Source organism: Mesorhizobium sanjuanii (assembly GCF_002529485.1).
In the GTDB taxonomy this organism is placed as follows: domain Bacteria; phylum Pseudomonadota; class Alphaproteobacteria; order Rhizobiales; family Rhizobiaceae; genus Mesorhizobium; species Mesorhizobium sanjuanii.
This window is the reverse complement of record NZ_NWQG01000017.1, coordinates 21992-40102: the sequence shown is the minus strand read 5'-3', so window position 1 is coordinate 40102 and position 18111 is coordinate 21992. Positions and strand designations below refer to the sequence as shown.

General features: G+C 61.7%; 23 protein-coding genes. 10 read left to right on the top strand and 13 right to left on the bottom strand.

Features of this window, described 5'->3' with window-relative positions:
* Positions 1–125: 125 nt before the first annotated feature.
* The 3 genes from CN311_RS03890 to CN311_RS03880 are packed head-to-tail and all read right to left on the bottom strand — an operon-like array spanning position 126 to position 1995.
* On the bottom strand, positions 126–425 hold the full coding sequence (locus CN311_RS03890) for a GNAT family N-acetyltransferase (protein ID WP_097572075.1): 300 nt from the start codon (positions 423–425) through the stop codon (positions 126–128).
* A gap of 3 nt (positions 426–428) precedes the next feature.
* The gene (locus CN311_RS03885; RefSeq protein WP_097572074.1) at positions 429–1052 is read right to left on the bottom strand and encodes an alpha/beta hydrolase; all 624 of its coding nucleotides are present in this window, start codon (positions 1050–1052) and stop codon (positions 429–431) included.
* Positions 1053–1062: 10 nt separating this feature from the next.
* The gene (locus tag CN311_RS03880; RefSeq protein ID WP_097572073.1) at positions 1063–1995 is read right to left on the bottom strand and encodes a VOC family protein; all 933 of its coding nucleotides are present in this window, start codon (positions 1993–1995) and stop codon (positions 1063–1065) included.
* Positions 1996–2217: 222 nt separating this feature from the next.
* Here CN311_RS03880 and CN311_RS03875 point away from each other — a divergent pair, with 222 nt between their 5' ends.
* Entirely contained in the window at positions 2218–3783 is a 1566-nt protein-coding gene (locus tag CN311_RS03875; protein WP_097572072.1) for an alkaline phosphatase family protein, read from the top strand.
* An 83-nt stretch (positions 3784–3866) separates the two neighbouring features.
* Here the strand turns inward: CN311_RS03875 and CN311_RS03870 are convergent, their stop codons facing one another.
* Complete coding sequence (locus CN311_RS03870) at positions 3867–5216, bottom strand: PRC-barrel domain-containing protein (RefSeq protein ID WP_097572071.1); 1350 nt, start codon at positions 5214–5216, stop codon at positions 3867–3869.
* 312 nt (positions 5217–5528) lie between these two features.
* Here CN311_RS03870 and CN311_RS03865 point away from each other — a divergent pair, with 312 nt between their 5' ends.
* The gene (locus CN311_RS03865) at positions 5529–6449 is read left to right on the top strand and encodes a diacylglycerol/lipid kinase family protein (RefSeq protein ID WP_097572094.1); all 921 of its coding nucleotides are present in this window, start codon (positions 5529–5531) and stop codon (positions 6447–6449) included.
* 29 nt (positions 6450–6478) lie between these two features.
* Here the strand turns inward: CN311_RS03865 and CN311_RS32440 are convergent, their stop codons facing one another.
* Entirely contained in the window at positions 6479–6655 is a 177-nt protein-coding gene (locus CN311_RS32440; RefSeq protein ID WP_097572070.1) for a hypothetical protein, read from the bottom strand.
* A 159-nt stretch (positions 6656–6814) separates the two neighbouring features.
* Here CN311_RS32440 and CN311_RS03855 point away from each other — a divergent pair, with 159 nt between their 5' ends.
* Positions 6815–8326 (top strand): sensor histidine kinase, encoded by a 1512-nt coding sequence (locus CN311_RS03855; RefSeq protein ID WP_097572069.1) that lies wholly within the window; start codon positions 6815–6817, stop codon positions 8324–8326.
* 1 nt (position 8327) lies between these two features.
* On the opposite strand, the gene CN311_RS03850 is transcribed toward CN311_RS03855, so the two are convergent.
* The 3 genes from CN311_RS03850 to CN311_RS03840 all read right to left on the bottom strand — a co-directional run bounded on the left by CN311_RS03850 (position 8328) and on the right by CN311_RS03840 (position 10024).
* Positions 8328–8789, bottom strand: coding sequence for a hypothetical protein (locus CN311_RS03850; RefSeq protein ID WP_097572068.1), 462 nt, complete (start codon positions 8787–8789; stop codon positions 8328–8330).
* Positions 8790–8797: 8 nt separating this feature from the next.
* A complete protein-coding gene (locus tag CN311_RS03845) occupies positions 8798–9124 on the bottom strand; it encodes an ElaB/YgaM/YqjD family protein (protein WP_097572067.1) in 327 nt (108 codons plus the stop codon).
* A 138-nt stretch (positions 9125–9262) separates the two neighbouring features.
* Positions 9263–10024, bottom strand: a complete 762-nt coding sequence (locus CN311_RS03840) for a Crp/Fnr family transcriptional regulator (RefSeq protein WP_097572066.1) — start codon at positions 10022–10024, stop codon at positions 9263–9265.
* Between the two features lie 216 nt (positions 10025–10240).
* Between CN311_RS03840 and CN311_RS03835 the strand changes: the two genes are divergently transcribed.
* Positions 10241–10561 (top strand): response regulator, encoded by a 321-nt coding sequence (locus CN311_RS03835; protein WP_165779576.1) that lies wholly within the window; start codon positions 10241–10243, stop codon positions 10559–10561.
* 32 nt (positions 10562–10593) lie between these two features.
* On the opposite strand, the gene CN311_RS03830 is transcribed toward CN311_RS03835, so the two are convergent.
* Together CN311_RS03830 and CN311_RS03825 are read right to left on the bottom strand one after the other, a co-directional pair.
* Positions 10594–11145 (bottom strand): RNA polymerase sigma factor, encoded by a 552-nt coding sequence (locus tag CN311_RS03830; RefSeq protein WP_097572064.1) that lies wholly within the window; start codon positions 11143–11145, stop codon positions 10594–10596.
* 3 nt (positions 11146–11148) lie between these two features.
* The gene (locus CN311_RS03825) at positions 11149–11340 is read right to left on the bottom strand and encodes a NepR family anti-sigma factor (RefSeq protein WP_097572063.1); all 192 of its coding nucleotides are present in this window, start codon (positions 11338–11340) and stop codon (positions 11149–11151) included.
* Between the two features lie 218 nt (positions 11341–11558).
* On the opposite strand from CN311_RS03825, the gene CN311_RS03820 reads away from it, so the two are divergent.
* Both CN311_RS03820 and CN311_RS03815 read left to right on the top strand, forming a co-directional pair.
* Complete coding sequence (locus CN311_RS03820; protein ID WP_097572062.1) at positions 11559–12353, top strand: response regulator; 795 nt, start codon at positions 11559–11561, stop codon at positions 12351–12353.
* A 242-nt stretch (positions 12354–12595) separates the two neighbouring features.
* Positions 12596–12760 carry a DUF1328 domain-containing protein gene (locus tag CN311_RS03815; protein WP_036240811.1) on the top strand — a complete coding sequence of 55 codons (165 nt, stop codon included), beginning with the start codon at positions 12596–12598 and terminating at the stop codon, positions 12758–12760.
* Positions 12761–12818: 58 nt separating this feature from the next.
* Here CN311_RS03815 and CN311_RS32875 read toward each other — a convergent pair whose 3' ends face one another.
* Positions 12819–13052, bottom strand: a complete 234-nt coding sequence (locus CN311_RS32875) for a hypothetical protein (protein ID WP_208866425.1) — start codon at positions 13050–13052, stop codon at positions 12819–12821.
* On the opposite strand from CN311_RS32875, the gene CN311_RS03810 reads away from it, so the two are divergent.
* The 4 genes from CN311_RS03810 (at position 12939) to CN311_RS03795 (ending at position 15126) form a co-directional block, all read left to right on the top strand.
* A complete protein-coding gene (locus CN311_RS03810; protein ID WP_097572061.1) occupies positions 12939–13973 on the top strand; it encodes a sensor histidine kinase in 1035 nt (344 codons plus the stop codon). The two genes, CN311_RS32875 and CN311_RS03810, sit on opposite strands and share 114 nt — an antisense overlap.
* 161 nt (positions 13974–14134) lie before the next feature.
* On the top strand, positions 14135–14314 hold the full coding sequence (locus tag CN311_RS32870; RefSeq protein WP_097572093.1) for a hypothetical protein: 180 nt from the start codon (positions 14135–14137) through the stop codon (positions 14312–14314).
* Between the two features lie 157 nt (positions 14315–14471).
* Entirely contained in the window at positions 14472–14798 is a 327-nt protein-coding gene (locus tag CN311_RS03800; protein ID WP_097572060.1) for a hypothetical protein, read from the top strand.
* Between the two features lie 82 nt (positions 14799–14880).
* Positions 14881–15126, top strand: a complete 246-nt coding sequence (locus CN311_RS03795; protein WP_006328050.1) for a YMGG-like glycine zipper-containing protein — start codon at positions 14881–14883, stop codon at positions 15124–15126.
* A gap of 95 nt (positions 15127–15221) precedes the next feature.
* On the opposite strand, the gene CN311_RS03790 is transcribed toward CN311_RS03795, so the two are convergent.
* Both CN311_RS03790 and CN311_RS03785 read right to left on the bottom strand, forming a co-directional pair.
* The gene (locus CN311_RS03790; protein WP_097572092.1) at positions 15222–16862 is read right to left on the bottom strand and encodes a CHASE domain-containing protein; all 1641 of its coding nucleotides are present in this window, start codon (positions 16860–16862) and stop codon (positions 15222–15224) included.
* A gap of 427 nt (positions 16863–17289) precedes the next feature.
* Positions 17290–18102, bottom strand: a complete 813-nt coding sequence (locus tag CN311_RS03785) for an ATP-binding cassette domain-containing protein (protein ID WP_097572059.1) — start codon at positions 18100–18102, stop codon at positions 17290–17292.
* Positions 18103–18111: the final 9 nt, after the last annotated feature.

Below are 18111 nucleotides of genomic sequence, written 5' to 3'. Positions count from 1 at the left end.
AAATGCCAGGGCGATAATGCTTTTGTGACTGCAGGTCCGAACAATTGGAAGGGCGCACGACAAAGCCGTGCGCCCTTCCCCATCATTCACATCACGCGTCGTCATTTCACATCAGGCGTCGCCTGTTATTGCTTCAGCACATCGGCCCATTCCGGATGGCGGCGGAACTGGGCATTGGCGAACGGACAGAGCGGGATGATCTTCTTGCCCGCCGCGCGCGCGTCCTCGACCGCACGGGTGACGAGACGGAGCCCGGCGCCCTGCCCGCGAAACACATCCGGCACTTCGGTGTGGTCGATGATGAGCTGATGCTCGCCGATCTTGGTGAAGGTCATCTCCGCCTCGGCGCCATCTGGTCCGCGCAGGAGATAGCGGCCCTTGGAGCCGCGGTCTTCCAGTTCGATCTCCGGTAATTGGTCAGGCATCACTTACACTCCTTCAGCCGGCATGGCGGACAGGAACCGCCGTGCTGCTTCGATCTCGTTCGACTGCACCTCATGGCCGCCGTCGTGCCATTCCACTGTGACATCGGCGCCATCAGCGCGCAAATAGGCTTCGAGCCGCGAGGTCAGGTTCGGCGGGCAGATCGGATCGCGGCTGCCTGCGGTGACCAGGACGCGGCGGCCGGCAAGGCTGCCTCTCACTTCAGGCTCGAACGGGATCAGCGGATGCATCAGCACAGCGCCATCGAACAGGTCAGGCGCCGCGAACACCACCGAGGCCAGTATGTTGGCGCCGTTGGAATAGCCGAGGCCAAGCACCGATGACGGCTTCGCCGCCTCGACATGCGCCCTGACGAAACCGGCCATCTTGTCGGTCGCCCGCGCCAGGTCGCCCATGTCGTAGACGCCCTCGCCGGTGCGGCGGAAGAAGCGCGCCGCGCCTTGTTCCGAAACATCGCCTCGTGGCGAGACGATGGTGGCTTGCGGCGCGAGATCGCGCCCGAGCGACAGAAGCTGGCTCTCGTCGGCCCCGGTGCCGTGGAAAACGAAGAGCAGCGGACCGCCCGGCGAACCGGGCGCCACCTTATGGACGTAGGAATCCTTGTTCATGAGCTGATCCTCAGTCTTCGAGTTTCTGCAAATGCTGTTCCAGATAGGGCCTGAGATGCTGGTGCTGCGACGGCAGCTTCAGCGCCTCGCCGAGATGGGCGGTGTCTTCATCGCGGTCGAAACCCGGTTCATTGGTGGCGACTTCGAACAGCACACCACCCGGCGTGCGGAAATAGATCGCCCAGAAATAGTCGCGATCGATCACCGGCGTCACCTGGTAGCCAGTGTCCATCAACGCCTTGCGCACCTCGAGTTGCTTGGCACGGTTCTCGACGGCGAAAGCGACATGGTGGACTGAGCCGGCGCCGAGATCGGCGAAGCCCGCACCCGGCAGCGTTTCGATGTCGACAACGTCGGCGCCATTGCCGCCCTTCACCGCCAGCCGTCTGACATTTCCGGATGTATCGACCTCATCATAGCCCATGAACTTCAGCAGCTCTTCGGTGGCGCCGCCATCCCGCAATCTGAGCGACACCGAGTGAAAACCGCGGATCGCCTCATCAGAAGGTACACCGCCCTTCAGCCATGGCGCGCGCATATCGGACTTGTCCTCGACCAGCGCGAAACCGTCGCCATCGGGGCCGGCGAAGGCAAGCCGCTTCTCGCCGAATGTCTCGTCGCGCGACAGACCGGCGACGCCCTCATCGGCAAGACGCTTCTCCCAGTAGCCGACCGTGCCCTCGGGCACCGAATAGACAGTGGTGCCGACCTCGCCAACGCCATGGCGACCCTTGCCGATATTGGGGAACGGGAAATAGGTCATCACCGAACCGGGCGTGCCGACCTCATCGGCATAATAGAGATGGTAGACGTCCGGCGCGTCGAAATTGACGGTTTTCTTGACCCGGCGCAGGCCGAGCTTCTTCGTGAAGAATTCGTTGTTCTGGCGCGCATCGCTGGCCATCGAAGTGACGTGATGCAGCCCTTTGATCTGGTCGAGCATTTGTTGCTCCTTCCTTGTCCTATGCGGCCCTTGCCGCTGTTCCACGCCAATATGAGAATCCACCCACCAGCGGCAAAGGCCGCAAACACAGAATGGACTGTGCTTTAAAAGTGAACAATAAGAAGATTTATGTTCACCATTTTGCAAGGAGGCGAGCATTGCTTCCTCCTCGAATTTCGGCTCCATGAGCGGCAATGTGGACCGTATGAGGAGGATACAGGATTGGCCAGGGTAGGCACACGCCCAAACATTCTCCTGATCAGTTGCGACCAGTGGCGCGGCGACTGCCTGTCGGCTGCAGGCCACAAAATGGTGAGGACGCCGAATGCCGACGCGCTGGCCGCCGAGGGCGTGCTGTTTCGCCGGCACTATGGCGGGGCAGCGCCCTGTTCGCCGGCGCGTGCTTGCCTCTATACCGGCCTCTACCAGATGAACAACCGTGTTTGCCGCAACGGCACGCCGCTTGACGCCCGTCACGGCAACGTCGCGCTGTCCTTGCGCGGCCTCGGCTATGATCCGACCCTGTTCGGCTACACCGATGTGGCGCTCGATCCGCGCACCCTGGCGCCGGGCGACCCCGGGCTGAGGAGTTATGAAGGCGTGCTGCCCGGCTTCACCGTACGCCAGTTTTTGCCCGAGCATCAGAAGCCATGGTTGTCCTGGCTCAAACTGCGCGGCGTCGATGCCAGCGCCGGGTCGCCCGATATCCATCGACCGGCGAATGAAGCAGGCAGCACCGGCTGCGCCGTCACCAACGCGCCGCCGGTCTATTCGAAAGACGAGACGCCCACGGCTTTCCTCACCGATGAGTTCCTCCGCTGGCTTGGCGAACAGGAGCGCGATGCGCCGTGGTTCGCGCATCTCTCCTTCATCAGCCCGCACCCGCCCTTCATCGTGCCGGAGCCTTACAATACGATGTACGATCCCGCCGATGGCCCGGCTTTCCGCCGGGCTGAAAATTGGCAGGTAGAGGCGGAAAGCCATCCCTATCTTGCTTACGATATGGGCCAGCAGCAACGGAGCAAGTTCCGCCCAGGCACCAAGGACAAGGTGCGAGACTGGGGTGACGATAATTTTCGCCGCATCCGCGCGCTCTATTACGGCATGATCTCGGAAGTCGACGCGCAGCTTGGCCGCATCTGGCAGGCGGTCAAGGCCGCGGATGCGTGGGACGACACCATCATCGTGCTGACGTCCGACCATGCCGAGATGATGGGCGACCATTTCATGCTGGGCAAGGGCGGCTTCTTCGACGGCAGTTACCACATCCCTCTGATCGTCCGCGACCCTCGCCGCGGCAAGGCGGTCGGCACCTGCGTCGATCGCTTCACGGAGGCTGTGGACATAATGCCGACGCTGCTCGACCTGCTCGGGGAGCACCCGCCGCCCCATCTCGACGGACGCTCGCTGAAGCCGTTCCTCGACAACGAGGCGCCTGGGGACTGGCGCGATGCGGCGCATTGGGAGTTCGATTTCCGCTCGATTGCCGAATGCGAGGCCGAGCGGCATTTCGGCATCGCATCACGCCAGTGCAACCTTGCCGTCATCCGCACCAAAAAATTCAAATATGTGCATTTCGGCGGCGGCCTGCCGCCGCTTCTGTTCGACCTGGAAAATGACGCGGGCGAGTTGAACAACCTTGCCGCCGATCCCGCTTATCTGCCCATTCGGCTGGAGTTTGCTGAACGGCTGCTCGCCTGGCGGGCCGAGCATCTGGACCAGTCGCTTGCGCTGGCGGAGCTGACGGAGGACGGCGTTGTTGGATACGTCAGTAAATTAAGACAGTAGGGCAGCAAGGGGAGCAGGGGCAATATGTTTAGGACGCCCAACCCTACTGCCCTACTGCCCTACTGCCCTACTGCCCTACTGCCCTACTGCATCATCATCCGCTGCTGGTCGCGCTTCTCGGCATAGCTGCCCTTGTCATAGGCAGTTTGAGCCTCGAGCTGTTCCTTCGTAAAGGTGGTGTAGAGATACTTCTTCCCATCCTTGTCGGTCATGAATTTGAGGTTGTCCATGCCGACCGCGACTTCCTTCTCGCCAACGCCGAGGAAGCCGCCGACATCGACGATCACCGCATCGGGCTTGCTGTCGGGCGCCAGCACGACATCGCCGATCTCGCCGACCCGGGCATCATTGGCGCCGTAGACGGTGGTGCCTTTCAAGTCGTCGCCGCGAATTTCGCCAACAGGCATTTCGGTCAGCGTCGACTTGTCGATCGCCGCGGTTTCGGTCGGGTCGGTAGCTTTCGCATCGGGCGCCGCAGCAGCGGGAGCCTCGGCCGTCTTGTCCATCGGAGCGGCGGTGTCAGCCGGAGCAGCTGCCGTCGGGGCCGGGGTTGTAACATCGTTGGACGCCGTGGTCGCCGGGGCTGGATCATAGGGCTTGCGGTCGAAATCCGGCTGCGCCGTCAGCTCCTCCTTAGTGGTCTGGGCCACCAGCCAGCGATCGCCGTTCTTCTCGGCCCACGCGGCCTTGGCAAAATCATAGGCCACGCTCTTCTCGCCCATGCCGAGGAAGCCACCGACGCCGATGACCAGCGACTCGGCCTTTCCATCCTTGGTCAAGACGATATCGTTGACGTCGCCAATGTTTTGCGCATCGTCGCCAGTGCCATTGTAGACGGTTTCACCAATGATGTTGGTGGCAAGATTGCCCTCAGCACGCTTCACAGGCTCGGCGGGAGCGGTATTCAAGTCGACAGGCTTCTCCGGTGCATTCTGCGCTGTGTCGGGAGAGGCTGCAGGCGCCGCCGGCGCCATGGCATCGGTCGAGGCAGCAGGGGTCTGCTCATAGGCCTTGCTGTCGAAATCCGGCTGAGCCGTCAATTCGTCCTTTGTCGTTTGAGCGACCAGCCAACGGTCGCCATTCTTTTCGACCCATTGCAGCTTGCCGTAGTCGAACTCGACATTCTTGGCACCGATCCCGAGAAAACCACCGACGCCGATGACAGCGGATTTCGCTTGGCCGTTTTCGTCGAAGACGACATCGCTGACCATGCCGATATTCTCGGCATCGTCGCCTGTGCCATTGTAGACCGATTCGCCGATGATGTTGGTAACAAGGCTGCCCTCGGCGCGCGCCATGGTATCGGCTGGAGCGGCATCTTGGGCGGCGGGAGCCTGTGCGGGCGCAGGTGCAGGTGTAGTTGCGGTCTGCGCGTAAGCGCCTGTTGCGATCAGTGTTGCGAGTGCGGTCGTGGCTAATAGTGTACGGATCATGATGGTCTCTCCTCGTGCCTGATTTTCATGCGCCACGCCAATTGAGCCCAAGGCGATCCGACGCGGCGCTTATGTGTTCACAACGTCGCGAGCACACTGTTGTTCCGAAAAAACGCCGGCGTGGCGAATCCGGAGTTCACGCCGGTCGACGTCTCGGTGACTGCTCTCAATCACACCTAAACATGCACCCGGCCGTAGAATCTGCTCTTGGATTTGGTCAGGGCCGGCGGAACCTTTTTCCAGCCATCCCGTTCCAGCGTGTGGCTGGTTTGGCGGGTTGCCTGGCGGCAGCCAGCAGAAATGGAGCGGGGCATGCGATTTGCGGCGGTGCTGAACCGGGATGGCGGCACGTTGCGCACGACCGATCTTTCCCTCTTTTCGAACCAGATGCGCCGGACGCTGGAGGCCGCGGGGCATTCCCTCGAAATCGATATCGTTGCTGGCAAGGACATCGTCACGGCACTGGACAGCATCGCTTCCAAACGCAGCGTCGACATTGTGCTGGCCGGTGGTGGCGACGGCACCATTTCGGCTGCCGCGGCGCGGCTGATGGGCGGGAAGAAGGCCCTTGCCATATTGCCGGCCGGCACCATGAACCTGTTTGCGCGCGGGCTCGGTGTCCCGCAGACGCTTGACGCAGCCGTGGAATCCTTCGCCGACGGCGAGGTGATCGCGGTCGATGTGGCAACCGCCAACGGCCGGCCCTTCGTGCATCAGTTCTCGATCGGCATGCATGCCAGAATGGTGCAGCTACGCCAAAACATGGAGTTCCGTTCTCGGCTCGGGAAAATGAAGGCCTCGGCTCGGGCCGCTTGGGCGACGATCAAGAATCCACCGGCAATGAAAGTGACGCTGGTCATCGGCGAGGCCGAAATTGTGACACGCACCACCGGCATCGGCGTCACCAACAATCTGTTTGGGGAGGGCCACCTGCCCTATGCCGACAATCCGGCCGGCGGCGTTCTCGGCATCTATGTCACGGTGGCGCAGCAACGCGGCGAGCTTGTCGGGTTCCTCTTCGACATCGCGCGGGGTAGATGGCGCGCCAGTCAGCATGTCGAAATCCACCAGGCCGACCGGGTGGTTCTGAAAATCCATTCGGCGGCCAGGAAATACCGTGCCGTCATGGATGGCGAATTGGTCGGACTGGAGCGCGAAACGACGATCGAAATCCATCCCGGCGCGCTGAACGTTCTGGTTCCGGCGCGCTCTGCCCAGGCGAAGGCCGCGTGATGCAGACCGGCATGGTCAATTGGCGGGCTTCAGCCTTTGGGAAGCTCCCCCTGTTCAGCCGTCGGTGTCTTGTCGATCATCTCGCCATAGATTTCGGCGATTCCCCAGGCGATGAAAGCCAGAAGCAGGGCGGCGATCAAGATACGCAAGCCGTGACGGCCCCAGCGCCCTTGGCGGGCTTTGTCTTCAGGAATGGTCTTGGCCATGTTTGGCCTCCCTCTTGGTTGGCGCCGGCGTCTGGCAAGGTAGTGTTGGGTAACGATTCCCTGTTACGAAAGTTCCTGGGACAACAGCGCATGGCGGCGTGGTGACAATGACGGCAAGCCGGCGAATTTGGGGGCTTGGTGGATAAGCGAGTCCAGAAAATGCCGGTACTGCCGGCCGACGTCCGTCGCGCTGTCGAGGATGCCGACCGGCTTGCCGTGCTGCATGGTCTCGACGTGCTCGACACAGCCTCGGATCCTGACTTCGACCGAATCAGCAGACTTGCCGCCGCAATGATGCAGGCGCCTATCGCGCTGGTCACGCTCATCGATGCCGAGCGGCAATGGTTCAAATCCTGTGTCGGTCTGGATGAGGCGGAGACTGCGGCCGACATTTCCTTCTGCGCCCACGCCATCGCTGCGGGCGACGAACCGTTGGTGGTGGCCGATGCCGCCGTCGATCCCCGCTTCTCAGCCAATCCGCTGGTCACCGGCGCGCACCATATCCGCTTCTACGCCGGCGCACCGATGGTGGTGGCAGGTGCCCGGATCGGCACGCTCTGCGTGCTCGACCGCAAGCCGCATGCATTTCCGTCCGCTGCCAAGCTCGAACAACTGAAAGCGCTGGCCGGCCTTGCCGCCAGCCTGTTCACGTTGAAGGACGCTACCCGCAACGCCGCCATAGCAGAGGCCGCGCTTGCGCGTGAGGAAAAGCGCCGCGCCATTGCCCTTGACGCTGCCTCGCTCGCCAGCTGGGCGTGGGACATCCGCACTGATATGATCGAATGCGATGTCCTTCTGTCCGAGCTGTTCAATCTGCCGCGCTCGAACCGGCTCAAGGCGCGCGACATCCTGACCGCCATCGACCCGCGCGACGTCTACCAGACGGAGACGCGTTTTCGCGATGCGCTGACCGGCAGCGACGACTATTTTGGCGAATACCGCGTCAAGGGCTTCGATCCGCCGCGATGGATCGCCACGCGCGGCCGCGTCATCGAGCGCGACGGCGACGGCAAGCCGACGCTGATCTTCGGCGTCAATTACGACATCACCGAACGCAAGCTCGGCGAAGAGCGGCAGCGGCTGCTACTGCGCGAGCTGAACCATCGCGTCAAGAACACGCTGGCGACGGTGCAGGCGCTGGCAACGCAGACCGTTCGCCATGCCCGCCAACCAAGCGAATTCCTCCAGGCGTTCGGCGCCAGGCTGCAGGCGCTCGGCGTCGCGCACAACCTCCTGTCCGACCGCGAATGGCGCGGCATCGGCATTCGCGAGCTCGTGCAGATCGAAGTGAAACCGTTCGACAGCGTCAAGCAGCCGCGCATGACGATCTCGGGCGCCGACCTCCTGCTTTCGCCCGACCAGGCGGTCGGGCTTGGCCTGATACTGCATGAACTGGCCAGCAATGCGCTACAATACGGATCGCTGTCGGCGCCTTCGGGAAAGGTCGATCTCCGCTGGAAGACCTTGGGCAGGAGAGGCGCGCGGCGCCTTGTGCTGACTTGGCGCGAGAGCGGCGGCCCTGCGGTCGTCACGCCTGAACGCCAGGGCTTCGGCTCGATCCTGATCCGCCGCAGCCTGGCCAAGGTCATCTCCAGCGAAGTGACCCACGAATACCGGCCCGAAGGCGTATTCGCTGAAATATCGATGCCACTGGAGGATCTGTCGACGTGACTTATTGCGTGCCAGCATCCGGATCGTCGGGGGCTGGTTTTGTGTTCTCGCGGTAGATGGCGTAGGCGACGAGCGCAATCGCCGGGCCGAGGACGACACCCATCCCGCCTTTCCCCTTGAGCAAGGTCGGCAACGCGGCGAGCGCGGCTGCGATGCCGATCGCCTTGATGTCGGCGTTGCGCCTTTGCGCCCGATGCCGGGCGCGCGTGCCGGCAGATATCCTATAGACAAGCAGGACGAGTCCCGCGATCAGCAGGAAACCGATCCCGAATCCCAGAGCAGCAGCCATCGAGCCAAAGCGGCTTGCAGCCCAGATATAGGCTGCCCCGACGAGGAAGCCGAGGCCGCAAAAGGCGGCAAGTGCCGCCAACGCGTAAGCGACGGCAGCCGTGCGCGCGCGGCGCATGGCTGCTACGGTTTCCCCTGAAGCCAGACCCGAGATCAGGGTTGCCAGCATTCCCACGGTCGAAACTAGCGCCGAGCGAGGAGCGCGAAGAGGAAGCCGACCCCAGCCGCGATCGCCAGCGACGTCACCGGCTTTTCGCGCACGCTGGCCACCATCTGCGCCTCGATGTCCTTGGCGTTGCTGCGCAGGCTGTCAAACGCAGCTTCGCCCTGGACGCGCAACTGTTCGACGCTCTCGGTCGCGGCGCGCCGCGCCGTCCCGTAACCATGTTCGCCGGTCTTGGCCAATTGCTTGGTGAGTTTTTCGATATCGGCTTTCAATTGCCTGATGTCGGCTTCCAGATCCGAATTCGCCCGGCTTTCATTCGCGGTCTTTCCTGTGGCAGTCGCCATTGCTTAACTCCTTGCGTTTGCTTGATTTCAAACGCCTGATAGACGTCAAGGTTCCGAAATCGGCATGGGGCCCATGAAAGGCCGTTTCCGCACCCGTGTCCAGCCCGGCACGAACATCCTGGCTTGGGTGTTCAGTGTTCAGATCAGCGGCCGGCGATCCTCGCCCAATCCCTCCCAGCGGGCGAGCTCCCTCAGCCTTTCACCGTCGATCACCTCGCAGCCGCCGTCGCGCCAGACGATCAGCTTGCGGTCCATCAGCTTGCGGATCGTCTTGTTGGTATGAACCAGCGACAGGCCGAGCGTATCGGCGATGTGCTGTTGGGTGATCGGGATCCGCACCGGCGTCTTGCCGTTCAGTCCGACAGCTCTTGCGCGGCTGGAGATGAAGGCGATGAGATAGGCGGCGCGTTCGAGCGCGGTGCGGCGGCCGACGCTGAGCAGGTTCTCATCCAGCATGCGTTCCTCCCGCGACGCGATCCAGGTGATGTCGTAGGCGAGGCCCGGATGGTTGCGGTAGAGCTCGGGCAGATGTTCACGCTCGAAGACGCAGAGCAGCATCGGTGACAGTGCCTCGATGGAATGCTGCATCTCGCCCATCAGACTGCCCTGCAGGCCGATGAGGTCGCCCGGCATCGAATAATTCAGGATCTGGCGGCGGCCGTCCGACATCAATTTGTAACGGAAAGCCCAGCCGGAAAGCACGGTGTAAAGATGGGCGCTATGACTGCCCTCGACCAGAACCGTGGCGCCTTTGTCGACGGCAAGCTCGCCTTTCTTGAATGTGCTGACGAAGGCGAGTTCCTGCTTTTCGAACTCGCGAAACACCGGCAATGGCCGAAGCGGGCACTTCTCGCACGGATACTGGCGGCTGGAACCGGCGCGACCGTTCTGGCCAGGCATTTCGACCCCTCTTCGAAAGCCCTCTCCGAAAAGGGCGCAGTGCAAACGCCTTGCGAGCCTGGAGGTTCCCGCCGCCGGCGCAGGCATGTCTTTTTTAAATGACAGGACCCCAAATTGCGCTCATGACTCTCCCGCTTTTGCAGGAGACATCGCCACGTGCCCCCATTGCTAGACGGATTGCGGATCCTCGTCCTGGAAGATGAATTTCTGATCGCCATGGATGTCGAGCAGCTTTGCCGCGACCATGGCGCCGGCGACGTGGTCATCGCTCGCGATCTGGCCGAGATCGACCGGAAAGACGTTGCCTCGCGGTTCGACGCGGCCATCGTCGATCTCATGCTGGGCGGCGCCTCGACGCTTGATTTCGCCTCGGGATTGCACAAATCGGGTGTGCCCTTCGTCTTTGCCTCCGGCTATTCGGACGCGGACGAAATCAACGCGTCCTTCCCCGATGTCAGATTGGTCACGAAGCCCTATTCCGGGGAGGATCTCATCGGCGCGGTAGCGGCGGCGTGCGGCCGCGGACCTGTTGTCTGAAACGCGCTTACATCCGCTATCGTAGCCATCTTTCAGGCGGCGTTCGAGCCCGTCACCTGCGCCGAGATCGCGTCCGGGCCGAACTCGTCTTCACCGGAAATCTTGAGTATCTCCTGTAATCGGGCCCGGGCGCGGCTGACGCGGCTCTTGATCGTTCCGACCGCGCAGCCGCAGATCTCGGCGGCTTCCTCATAGGAAAAGCCGGACGCGCCGATCAGAATGATGGCTTCGCGCTGGTCTTCCGGCAACTGCTCGAGCGCGCCGCGAAAATCCTTGAGGTCGAGTTGGCCATGCTGGGCCGGATGAACGGCGAGCCGGGACGTCATGATGCCGTCGCTATCCTGCACTTCGCGGCCGCGCTTGCGCATCTGCGAATAGAATTCGTTGCGCAGGATGGTGAACAGCCATGCCTTGAGATTGGTGCCGGGCTGGAAGCTTTCATGCTTGTCCCAGGCCTTGACCAGCGTTTCCTGCACCAGATCGTCGGCCTTGTCGGCATTTTGCGTCAGCGACACGGCAAAGGCCCGCAAGCTCGGGATAGAGCCGAGCAGATCGGTCTTGAAGCCTTGGGAGACGGCGGCCATGCCTCAATCCTTCTTCTGTGCGGGTTCGGCCTGTTCCAATTGGCTGAGCAATTGGGCAAAGCGATCCGGCACATGGTCGGAGACCAGCTCGTCGTAATATTGTTTGAGTTTGCGGCCAATTTCCGAGTTCGGCCCGAGCAAGTCGCCGGAAGCCGCCCGGTGCCCGTCGGCGCCAGCCTTGGTGTTATTCGTCATGTCCTTGGTTCGCCCTTCATTCCCAGCACCTGAGCCGCACGATATTCAACACAAGCGGCACCCTCGTCTGGGTTGCCCATCCCGGCATCTAACGCCTTCCGCTTATATTTGTTCCGCAACCGTCGGAACTTTTTCGGAAAATCGGCGTTTGTGTTTTCGGGGCTTGCAAACGGCTTGACCTGCAATCTAAGCAATCGCGTCAGAGGGAGACGTCCATCATGAGTCTGTCAGCAACCATCGCTCCACATCTGCCATTCCTGCGCCGTTTCTCGCGGGCCGTTTCGGGATCGCAGGAAAGTGGCGACGCGCTGGTCGCCGCGATGCTTGAAGCCATCATAGCCGACGTCGACATCTTTCCCAAGGCGTCAACCGAACGCATCGCGCTCTACAAGGTCTTTGCCAGGCTGTTCACCTCGGTCGCCATACGGGTTCCCCAGGAGCATGCGCAGTCGGCATGGGAGCAGCGCGCCGCGGCCAATCTGAATGCGATCGCGCCCCGCCCCCGCCAGGCCTTCCTGCTGGTCGCCGTCGAAGGCTTCAGCGAGGATGAGGCGGCGGAGATTCTCGACGCCGACGAGCAGGAATTCTCCGAGCTTCTCTCCCAGGCCAGCAACGAGATTTCCCGCCAGGTCGCGACCGATGTGCTGATCATCGAGGACGAGCCCCTGATCGCCATGGACATCGAGGAAATGGTCGAAAGCCTCGGCCATCGCGTCGTCGGAACGGCGCGCACCCATGCCGAAGCCGTGGCGATGTTCGGCAAGATGCGGCCAAGGATGGTGCTGGCCGACATCCAGCTTGCCGACGGCAGTTCGGGCATCGAGGCAGTGAACGAGATTCTGTCGTCCACGTCGGTGCCGGTGATTTTCATCACCGCCTTCCCCGAGCGCCTTCTCACCGGCGAGCGGCCGGAACCGACTTTCCTTGTCACCAAGCCGTTCAATCCGGATATGGTCAAAGCCTTGATCAGCCAGGCGCTGTTCTTCGACCGGCACGCAAAAGCCGCGGCCTGATGCTTGTCGCCGAAAAAGACCTGAAGCGCGTCGGCTGAACTTCTATCAACTCGACACGCGTTAGGGTCTGGACGGCCCTTTGCGTCTCGCCAGCTTCCGGACCGGCAGGCCTTCGCTTCATCGCTCCTTGCGATAAAAATTCAGGTCGCAAAGAGCCTTTAACGGATCGTCTTTTTCCGGAATTGGTGGAACAAACGGCAGTGAACCACGTTTTTTCCTATATCAGTCGAAGGAGATGAGCCATGCTTTACTGGGCGCTTGTATTTCTCGTCGTGGCGATCATCGCCGGTGCGCTTGGTTTCGGCGGCATCGCCGGCACGTCTGCCGGTATAGCGCAGATACTGTTTTTCATCTTTCTCGCTTTCCTGATCATTTCGCTTATCGCCGGCCTGTTCAAACGGGCGTGAGGCTCAGCACGGCCGGTGGGGTAGGTGATCCCTAAGCGAACACTGGAGACCGCACCCCTCAAACGGTTTCCAGCCACCGCCGGACGGAGTTCCAACCGAACACCGTCCGGCGGACCGTTTCCGGGAACCCATTTGGCGGTGAGCCGTTCAGCGCCAAACCAGATGGGCGGCGGGGCCGATGCATTCCAAAGCCGAAGATATGAAAGACAGCGGACAAAGTGACGAGATTATCGCTTTGCATCCCGCTGAGAGCGGAATGCAGCTCGGCCGCGCCCTTCTTCACGCGCTTCACAATGCCGGGATTTCAGTTCTCTATCAGGATCGCGAGATGAAAACCGTATGGGCGCGCAACATGCGCGCGCCATGGGCCGTCGACACGGTCGACAGCAACGGCATCTTGCCGCCGGCGCAGGCGGAACGCATCGGTGCGGCCAAACGCAGCGTTATTGCTTCCGGCAATCCGGAACATCTCGAGCTCAACGTTCCCGCCGACGATGGCGTGCGCTGGTTCCAGGTATGGGTAGACGCCGACCACGGCGACGGCGGCGCCGTGATCGGCGTCGTTACCACCATGGTCGAAACGACCGAGCAGAAACGCCGGGAGCAGACCCTGAGGACGCTGCTGCGCGAGGTCAGCCACCGTTCAAAGAACCTTTTGGCCATCATCCAGAGCATCGCCACCCAGACCGGCCGTTACTCGGACACACTCCCCGATTTCCTGACGCGCTTTCGCGGCAGGTTGCAGTCGCTCGCCTCGTCGCAGGACCTGGTGACATCGTCCAACTGGCGCGGAGCGGCACTGCGCGAACTCGTGTCCGGCCAAGTCAGCCGTTATGGAGCCGATCCGCTGCGCAGCCTGCGTTTTCAGGGCGCGAACCCATACCTCAACCCCAATGCGGCCCTGCATATCGGTCTGGCCATGCATGAACTCGCCGTCAATTCGGTCCGCTACGGCGCTCTGTCGCGAGCCGACGGCTTTGTCGAGGTGACCGCCGATATGACAGCCGCTCACGCCGACGAGACCGCCCTGTCATTGACATGGGCCGAGGCCGTCGGAGCCAACGAAATCAGGCGCAACGAAAAACGGTTCGGCAGTGTCGCGCTCGAGCGCGTCGTGCCTTCATCGTTGAACGGCACGGCGACGCTTGAAATCGCGGACGGCCGCCTCGAATACCACCTTGTCGTTCCCCACGGCAATTTCGAGACGGATTGATCAAATAGATGATGACTGTCTTGGAAAGGGCGCGGAGGATGGCGGTCGAAAGTTAACCGGCTGTTCACCATAAAATCCGATGCTGTCGTTCCCAGATACAGCTGGCAACTTGCCGATCCACCCGATGTTTCGGCAGCGGTTCGCGGACCAGTATGGGAGGGATGATCTTGACGGTTTCCGATATGAACAGGCTGGAGCAGGCTGCCCGCGTCTCGATGGGAGGATTTCAGGACCTCGAAGTCTCGGCCTCGCCCCACACGTCCCGGCGCCCGTCGCTAAGCTTTGCAATTATGGTATCGATCGCGGCCGTCGTGTTGATAGCGGCTTTGCAGTTGGCCTGACCTCGAATCGACGCCTCATTGCGCTGACCGGCGCTCCTGATGAGGCTCGCAGTCACTCACCTGGCTGTATCGCGCCTCCAATTATTTCACGGGCCCTATCGCTCGCACAGGAACTTTGGCTGCTGTGGGCCGTTCTTGTGGCGAGAGGATAGCTGCCATGGAACACATTGCCGCCGTGCTGCTGGTTATCGGTTGTTCGAACAACATGACCGAGTGCCGCGAACTCAACGTACCGGTGAGTGTTTTTGAAACCGCCGCGGAATGCACTGCCGAGCGTCCCTTCGCCATGAACGATGTCCGGGGCCAGGCGGCGCGCATAGTCGCCAAATGCCTTCCCGTCGACCCCGATCTGGAAGATGACTACGATCAGATCGTCTGGAATGTTGGTCCGGACGGCACGCTCGATGCATCGGTGGAGATTTCCAATCTTGTGGTTGCATCGAACGGCGCGCGCCCCGAAAAAGACTATCTTAGCCAACAATGAAATCGGGCAGGCAAAGGCCTTCATTTCATGCTAAATGGCGGCTGGAGCTTGTTAAAGTGAGGACAAAGCGAGGAGTGACTCTATGCGGAAGATGATTATTGCCATGGTTGCCGTGGTCGCGGTCAGCGGCTGTACCACCACGGAGGAAAACGTGGGTATCGGCACCGTGGGCGGCGCGCTCATCGGTGGCGCCGTTGGTGGCGGCAAGGGCGCCTTGATCGGCGCTGGCGCCGGTGCGATTGGCGGCCTGCTCGTGCGCCGTCTGCAGAACGGTTACTGCCAGTACAGAGACCGTCATGGTCGAATCTATACAGCTCGCTGCAACTAACTTGCTCGATAGCTGAAAGCGTCAAATGCGGAGACCCTGGTCTCCGCATTTGCACGCCGGGCTCTGCTGTCGCTGCGGCAATGCCGTTTCAGCCTTCAGCCTGGCAGTGGGATTCTGATTTCCACGTTCAACCCGTTATCGCGAAAATGGCGATTGATCGTACCGCCCAATTCGCGGGTGACGTTCAGATCGATCAGCTTGGTGCCAAAGCCGGTTTTAACAGGCGCTTCGAGCTTCTTTTGGCCGGTTTCGCGCCAGTTGAGGGCCAGCATCCTGTCGCGCCCGCGGCCCTCAAGCAACCAGTCGACCTTCAACGCCGAGTCGCCCTTGAGCGTATTGGCTGAATTGCCGGCTTCGCCATATTTCAGTGCGTTCGTCGCCAGTTCGTGAAAGGTCAGGCCGAGCGCCTGCGTCGTCGTCTCGTCGAGCAGCACCTGCGGCCCCGACAGAATGCCATCGGGAAGCTCCTTGCCAAACACCTGGCCAAGCTCGATGCGCAGGAGATCGCCGAGATTGGCCTTCTGCCAGCGCGAACGTGTCAGCATATCCTGGGACGCCGCCATCGCTTGCAGCCGGGCCGAGAAGGAGGCCGAGAATTCCTTGACGTCGCTGGCGTGCGATGCCGTCTGCCGTGCGATCGCCAGCACCCGCGTGATCGAGTTCTTGATGCGATGCTTCATCTCCTGCAGCATCAGATCTTTTTCCAGCAGGCTCTTTTCCGTCGTCTCGTGCAGCAGCGACACCGCGTCATAGGCACGCTCCTGATAGCGTGCCACCAGCGCTATCGCGCCTGCCAGCAGCAGCCCGAACAGGCCGAGCATCACCGGGATGGCGCGCGAAGAAGGTTGCGAGAATGCGCTTGTCGGCCGAAACAAGACGGTCCACTGGCGGCCGGCGACGGTCAGCTTTCGGGAAACCAGCAGCCTGTCGCCGAAGGTCGACACTGGCGGCGTTTCCGACTGGAACAACAGATTGTCGGCCTCCACCTTGCCGTCATAGATTTCGGTGTTGACCGGCAACAGTGGCGTGCGGCTGAGCGCGGTCTGGAACAGGTCGCGAGCGCGGAAGGCGGCATAAAGAAAGCCTGATGTCGAAGACCTGGACGCGTCGATCACGTCCGGCGCGGTTTCGACATCGAGCCGCGCGAACACCAGGAAGCCGGTGAAGGTCTGCGCGGCGCCCGTCTCCTGGCCGAGCTTGACGAGCCCGCTTGCGTGCTGCTGGTCGTCGGCCATCGCCTTTTCGATCGCCTCGCGCCGCACCGGGTCGGTGAACATGTCGTAACCGATGCTGGATTGATTGGAAGGATCGAGCGGCTCGAAAAGCACGATCGGCGTGCGCCATGGCAGTGTCGTGTCCGGATAGATCGCATGGGCCGCGCCGTGGTCGTGGAGGATGTCACGCTCTACCGCTGCCTCGTCGCCGGTTTTCGCCAGCCGTAGAAAGCCGATGCCGCGCAGGCCGGCGAAATTCTTGTCGATATCGAGCGCACTGAAGAACGCCTTGAACTCGCCGCGCGAAATTTCGCCATTGCGGGCGTCGAACAACGCCTGGGTCGATCGCAGCAAAGACAGATGCAGGTCGATGCGACCCTCGATCCGGTTCAGCGCGTCATCCGCCGTCGCCTCGAACTTGATGCGCGCCGCCTCCTGCGTGGCGAAATAGGCGAATCCCGCCATCGTCAGGCTGATCAGCGCGACGGCGATGAAAGCGACAATCGGGAAGAACTTCTTCAACTGCGGATGCGGCCCATGATCGGTTCGCAATCTTTATGGGCAAGTCCCCGCGTCAACACAATGGCGAGGCCAATTCATCGTGACAGCTGGCCTATCACAAGGAAACAATTTAGCCGACTATCAAACTGTCACCGGACCAAGAACTTGATCGCCAGGCAAGGCGCTTTTCGGTCGTACCTTCGTTCCCGCGCGGCATTTTTATCACGGTTGGAAGCGGATCTGATTCGCCATAACAAATGATGTTGATCTGATGTTTTCGCTATCGCTAATCTAACACTCAAGCGCGCCGGCGGGGACTGGGGTAGGCACGCGAAGGCCGCCGTCTGCTGCAACATACGGCGGCCTTTCAATTTCTCGCTCGTCGCGCTTATCGGAACGCCCAACCGCCTTGCTTCTCGTGCAGCAACGATAAAAGTATGCTGCGCCCTCAGGCGGCGATCTTCAGCGCGCCTGGTCCCGGAAGAGCGCCCGGCGGGCACTTGCCAAGGATGATCATGCCAAGCACCTCGTCTTGGGTCACGTCGCTGGTGCGTGCGGTGCCGACGACCTGGCCGTTTTTCATCACGCAGACCCGGTCGGCAAGCTCGAACACATCGTGAATATCGTGGCTGATCAGAAAGATGCCGATACCGTCGGCCTTGAGCTGCCTGACCAGTTCGCCAACCTGCGCCGTCTCCTGCGGTCCAAGCGCCGCCGTCGGCTCGTCCATGATCAGGATGCGGGCGTTGAACAGGATCGCGCGTGCGATCGCCACCGACTGGCGCTGGCCACCTGAGAGCTTGATCACCGGCTCCTTGAAGCGCTGGAAACGCGGATTGAGCCGGCCCATCACCCTGCGCGCCTCGGCCTCCATGGCGACATCGTCGAGCGTGCCCCAGCCGGTCATCAGCTCGCGGCCGAGGAAGAGGTTGGCGGCGGCGTCGACATTGTCGGCAAGAGCCAGCGTCTGGTAGATCGTCTCGATGCCATATTTCTTGGCGTCGCGCGGATTGGAGATCGAAGCCTCCTGGCCATTGACGAAGATCTGGCCGGCATCGCGCTTGTAGGCGCCGGACAGGATCTTGATCAGCGTCGACTTGCCGGCGCCATTATGGCCGAGCAGCGCCACGACCTCGCCGGGGAAAAGGTCGATCGACGCATCGTCGACGGCGCGAATGCCGCCAAAGGCGATCGAGATGTTGCGCATGTCGATCAGCGGGGCATCCGCGGGAGCGCCCGTGGGAGCGGTTGTGTCGGCCATGATCGTTCC

Bases quoted from the DNA above. Each gene is read 5' to 3' on its own strand.
- CN311_RS03890 (WP_097572075.1), bottom strand. From the start codon at position 425: ATGCCTGACCAATTACCGGAGATCGAACTGGAAGACCGCGGCTCCAAG.
- CN311_RS03885 (WP_097572074.1), bottom strand. From the start codon at position 1,052: ATGAACAAGGATTCCTACGTCCATAAGGTGGCGCCCGGTTCGCCGGGC.
- CN311_RS03880 (WP_097572073.1), bottom strand. From the start codon at position 1,995: ATGCTCGACCAGATCAAAGGGCTGCATCACGTCACTTCGATGGCCAGC.
- CN311_RS03870 (WP_097572071.1), bottom strand. From the start codon at position 5,216: ATGATCCGTACACTATTAGCCACGACCGCACTCGCAACACTGATCGCA.
- CN311_RS03865 (WP_097572094.1), top strand. From the start codon at position 5,529: ATGCGATTTGCGGCGGTGCTGAACCGGGATGGCGGCACGTTGCGCACG.
- CN311_RS32440 (WP_097572070.1), bottom strand. From the start codon at position 6,655: ATGGCCAAGACCATTCCTGAAGACAAAGCCCGCCAAGGGCGCTGGGGC.
- CN311_RS03855 (WP_097572069.1), top strand. From the start codon at position 6,815: ATGCCGGTACTGCCGGCCGACGTCCGTCGCGCTGTCGAGGATGCCGAC.
- CN311_RS03845 (WP_097572067.1), bottom strand. From the start codon at position 9,124: ATGGCGACTGCCACAGGAAAGACCGCGAATGAAAGCCGGGCGAATTCG.
- CN311_RS03840 (WP_097572066.1), bottom strand. From the start codon at position 10,024: ATGCCTGGCCAGAACGGTCGCGCCGGTTCCAGCCGCCAGTATCCGTGC.
- CN311_RS03835 (WP_165779576.1), top strand. From the start codon at position 10,241: ATGGATGTCGAGCAGCTTTGCCGCGACCATGGCGCCGGCGACGTGGTC.
- CN311_RS03830 (WP_097572064.1), bottom strand. From the start codon at position 11,145: ATGGCCGCCGTCTCCCAAGGCTTCAAGACCGATCTGCTCGGCTCTATC.
- CN311_RS03825 (WP_097572063.1), bottom strand. From the start codon at position 11,340: ATGACGAATAACACCAAGGCTGGCGCCGACGGGCACCGGGCGGCTTCC.
- CN311_RS03820 (WP_097572062.1), top strand. From the start codon at position 11,559: ATGAGTCTGTCAGCAACCATCGCTCCACATCTGCCATTCCTGCGCCGT.
- CN311_RS03815 (WP_036240811.1), top strand. From the start codon at position 12,596: ATGCTTTACTGGGCGCTTGTATTTCTCGTCGTGGCGATCATCGCCGGT.
- CN311_RS03810 (WP_097572061.1), top strand. From the start codon at position 12,939: ATGCATTCCAAAGCCGAAGATATGAAAGACAGCGGACAAAGTGACGAG.
- CN311_RS32870 (WP_097572093.1), top strand. From the start codon at position 14,135: ATGATCTTGACGGTTTCCGATATGAACAGGCTGGAGCAGGCTGCCCGC.
- CN311_RS03800 (WP_097572060.1), top strand. From the start codon at position 14,472: ATGGAACACATTGCCGCCGTGCTGCTGGTTATCGGTTGTTCGAACAAC.
- CN311_RS03795 (WP_006328050.1), top strand. From the start codon at position 14,881: ATGCGGAAGATGATTATTGCCATGGTTGCCGTGGTCGCGGTCAGCGGC.
- CN311_RS03785 (WP_097572059.1), bottom strand. From the start codon at position 18,102: ATGGCCGACACAACCGCTCCCACGGGCGCTCCCGCGGATGCCCCGCTG.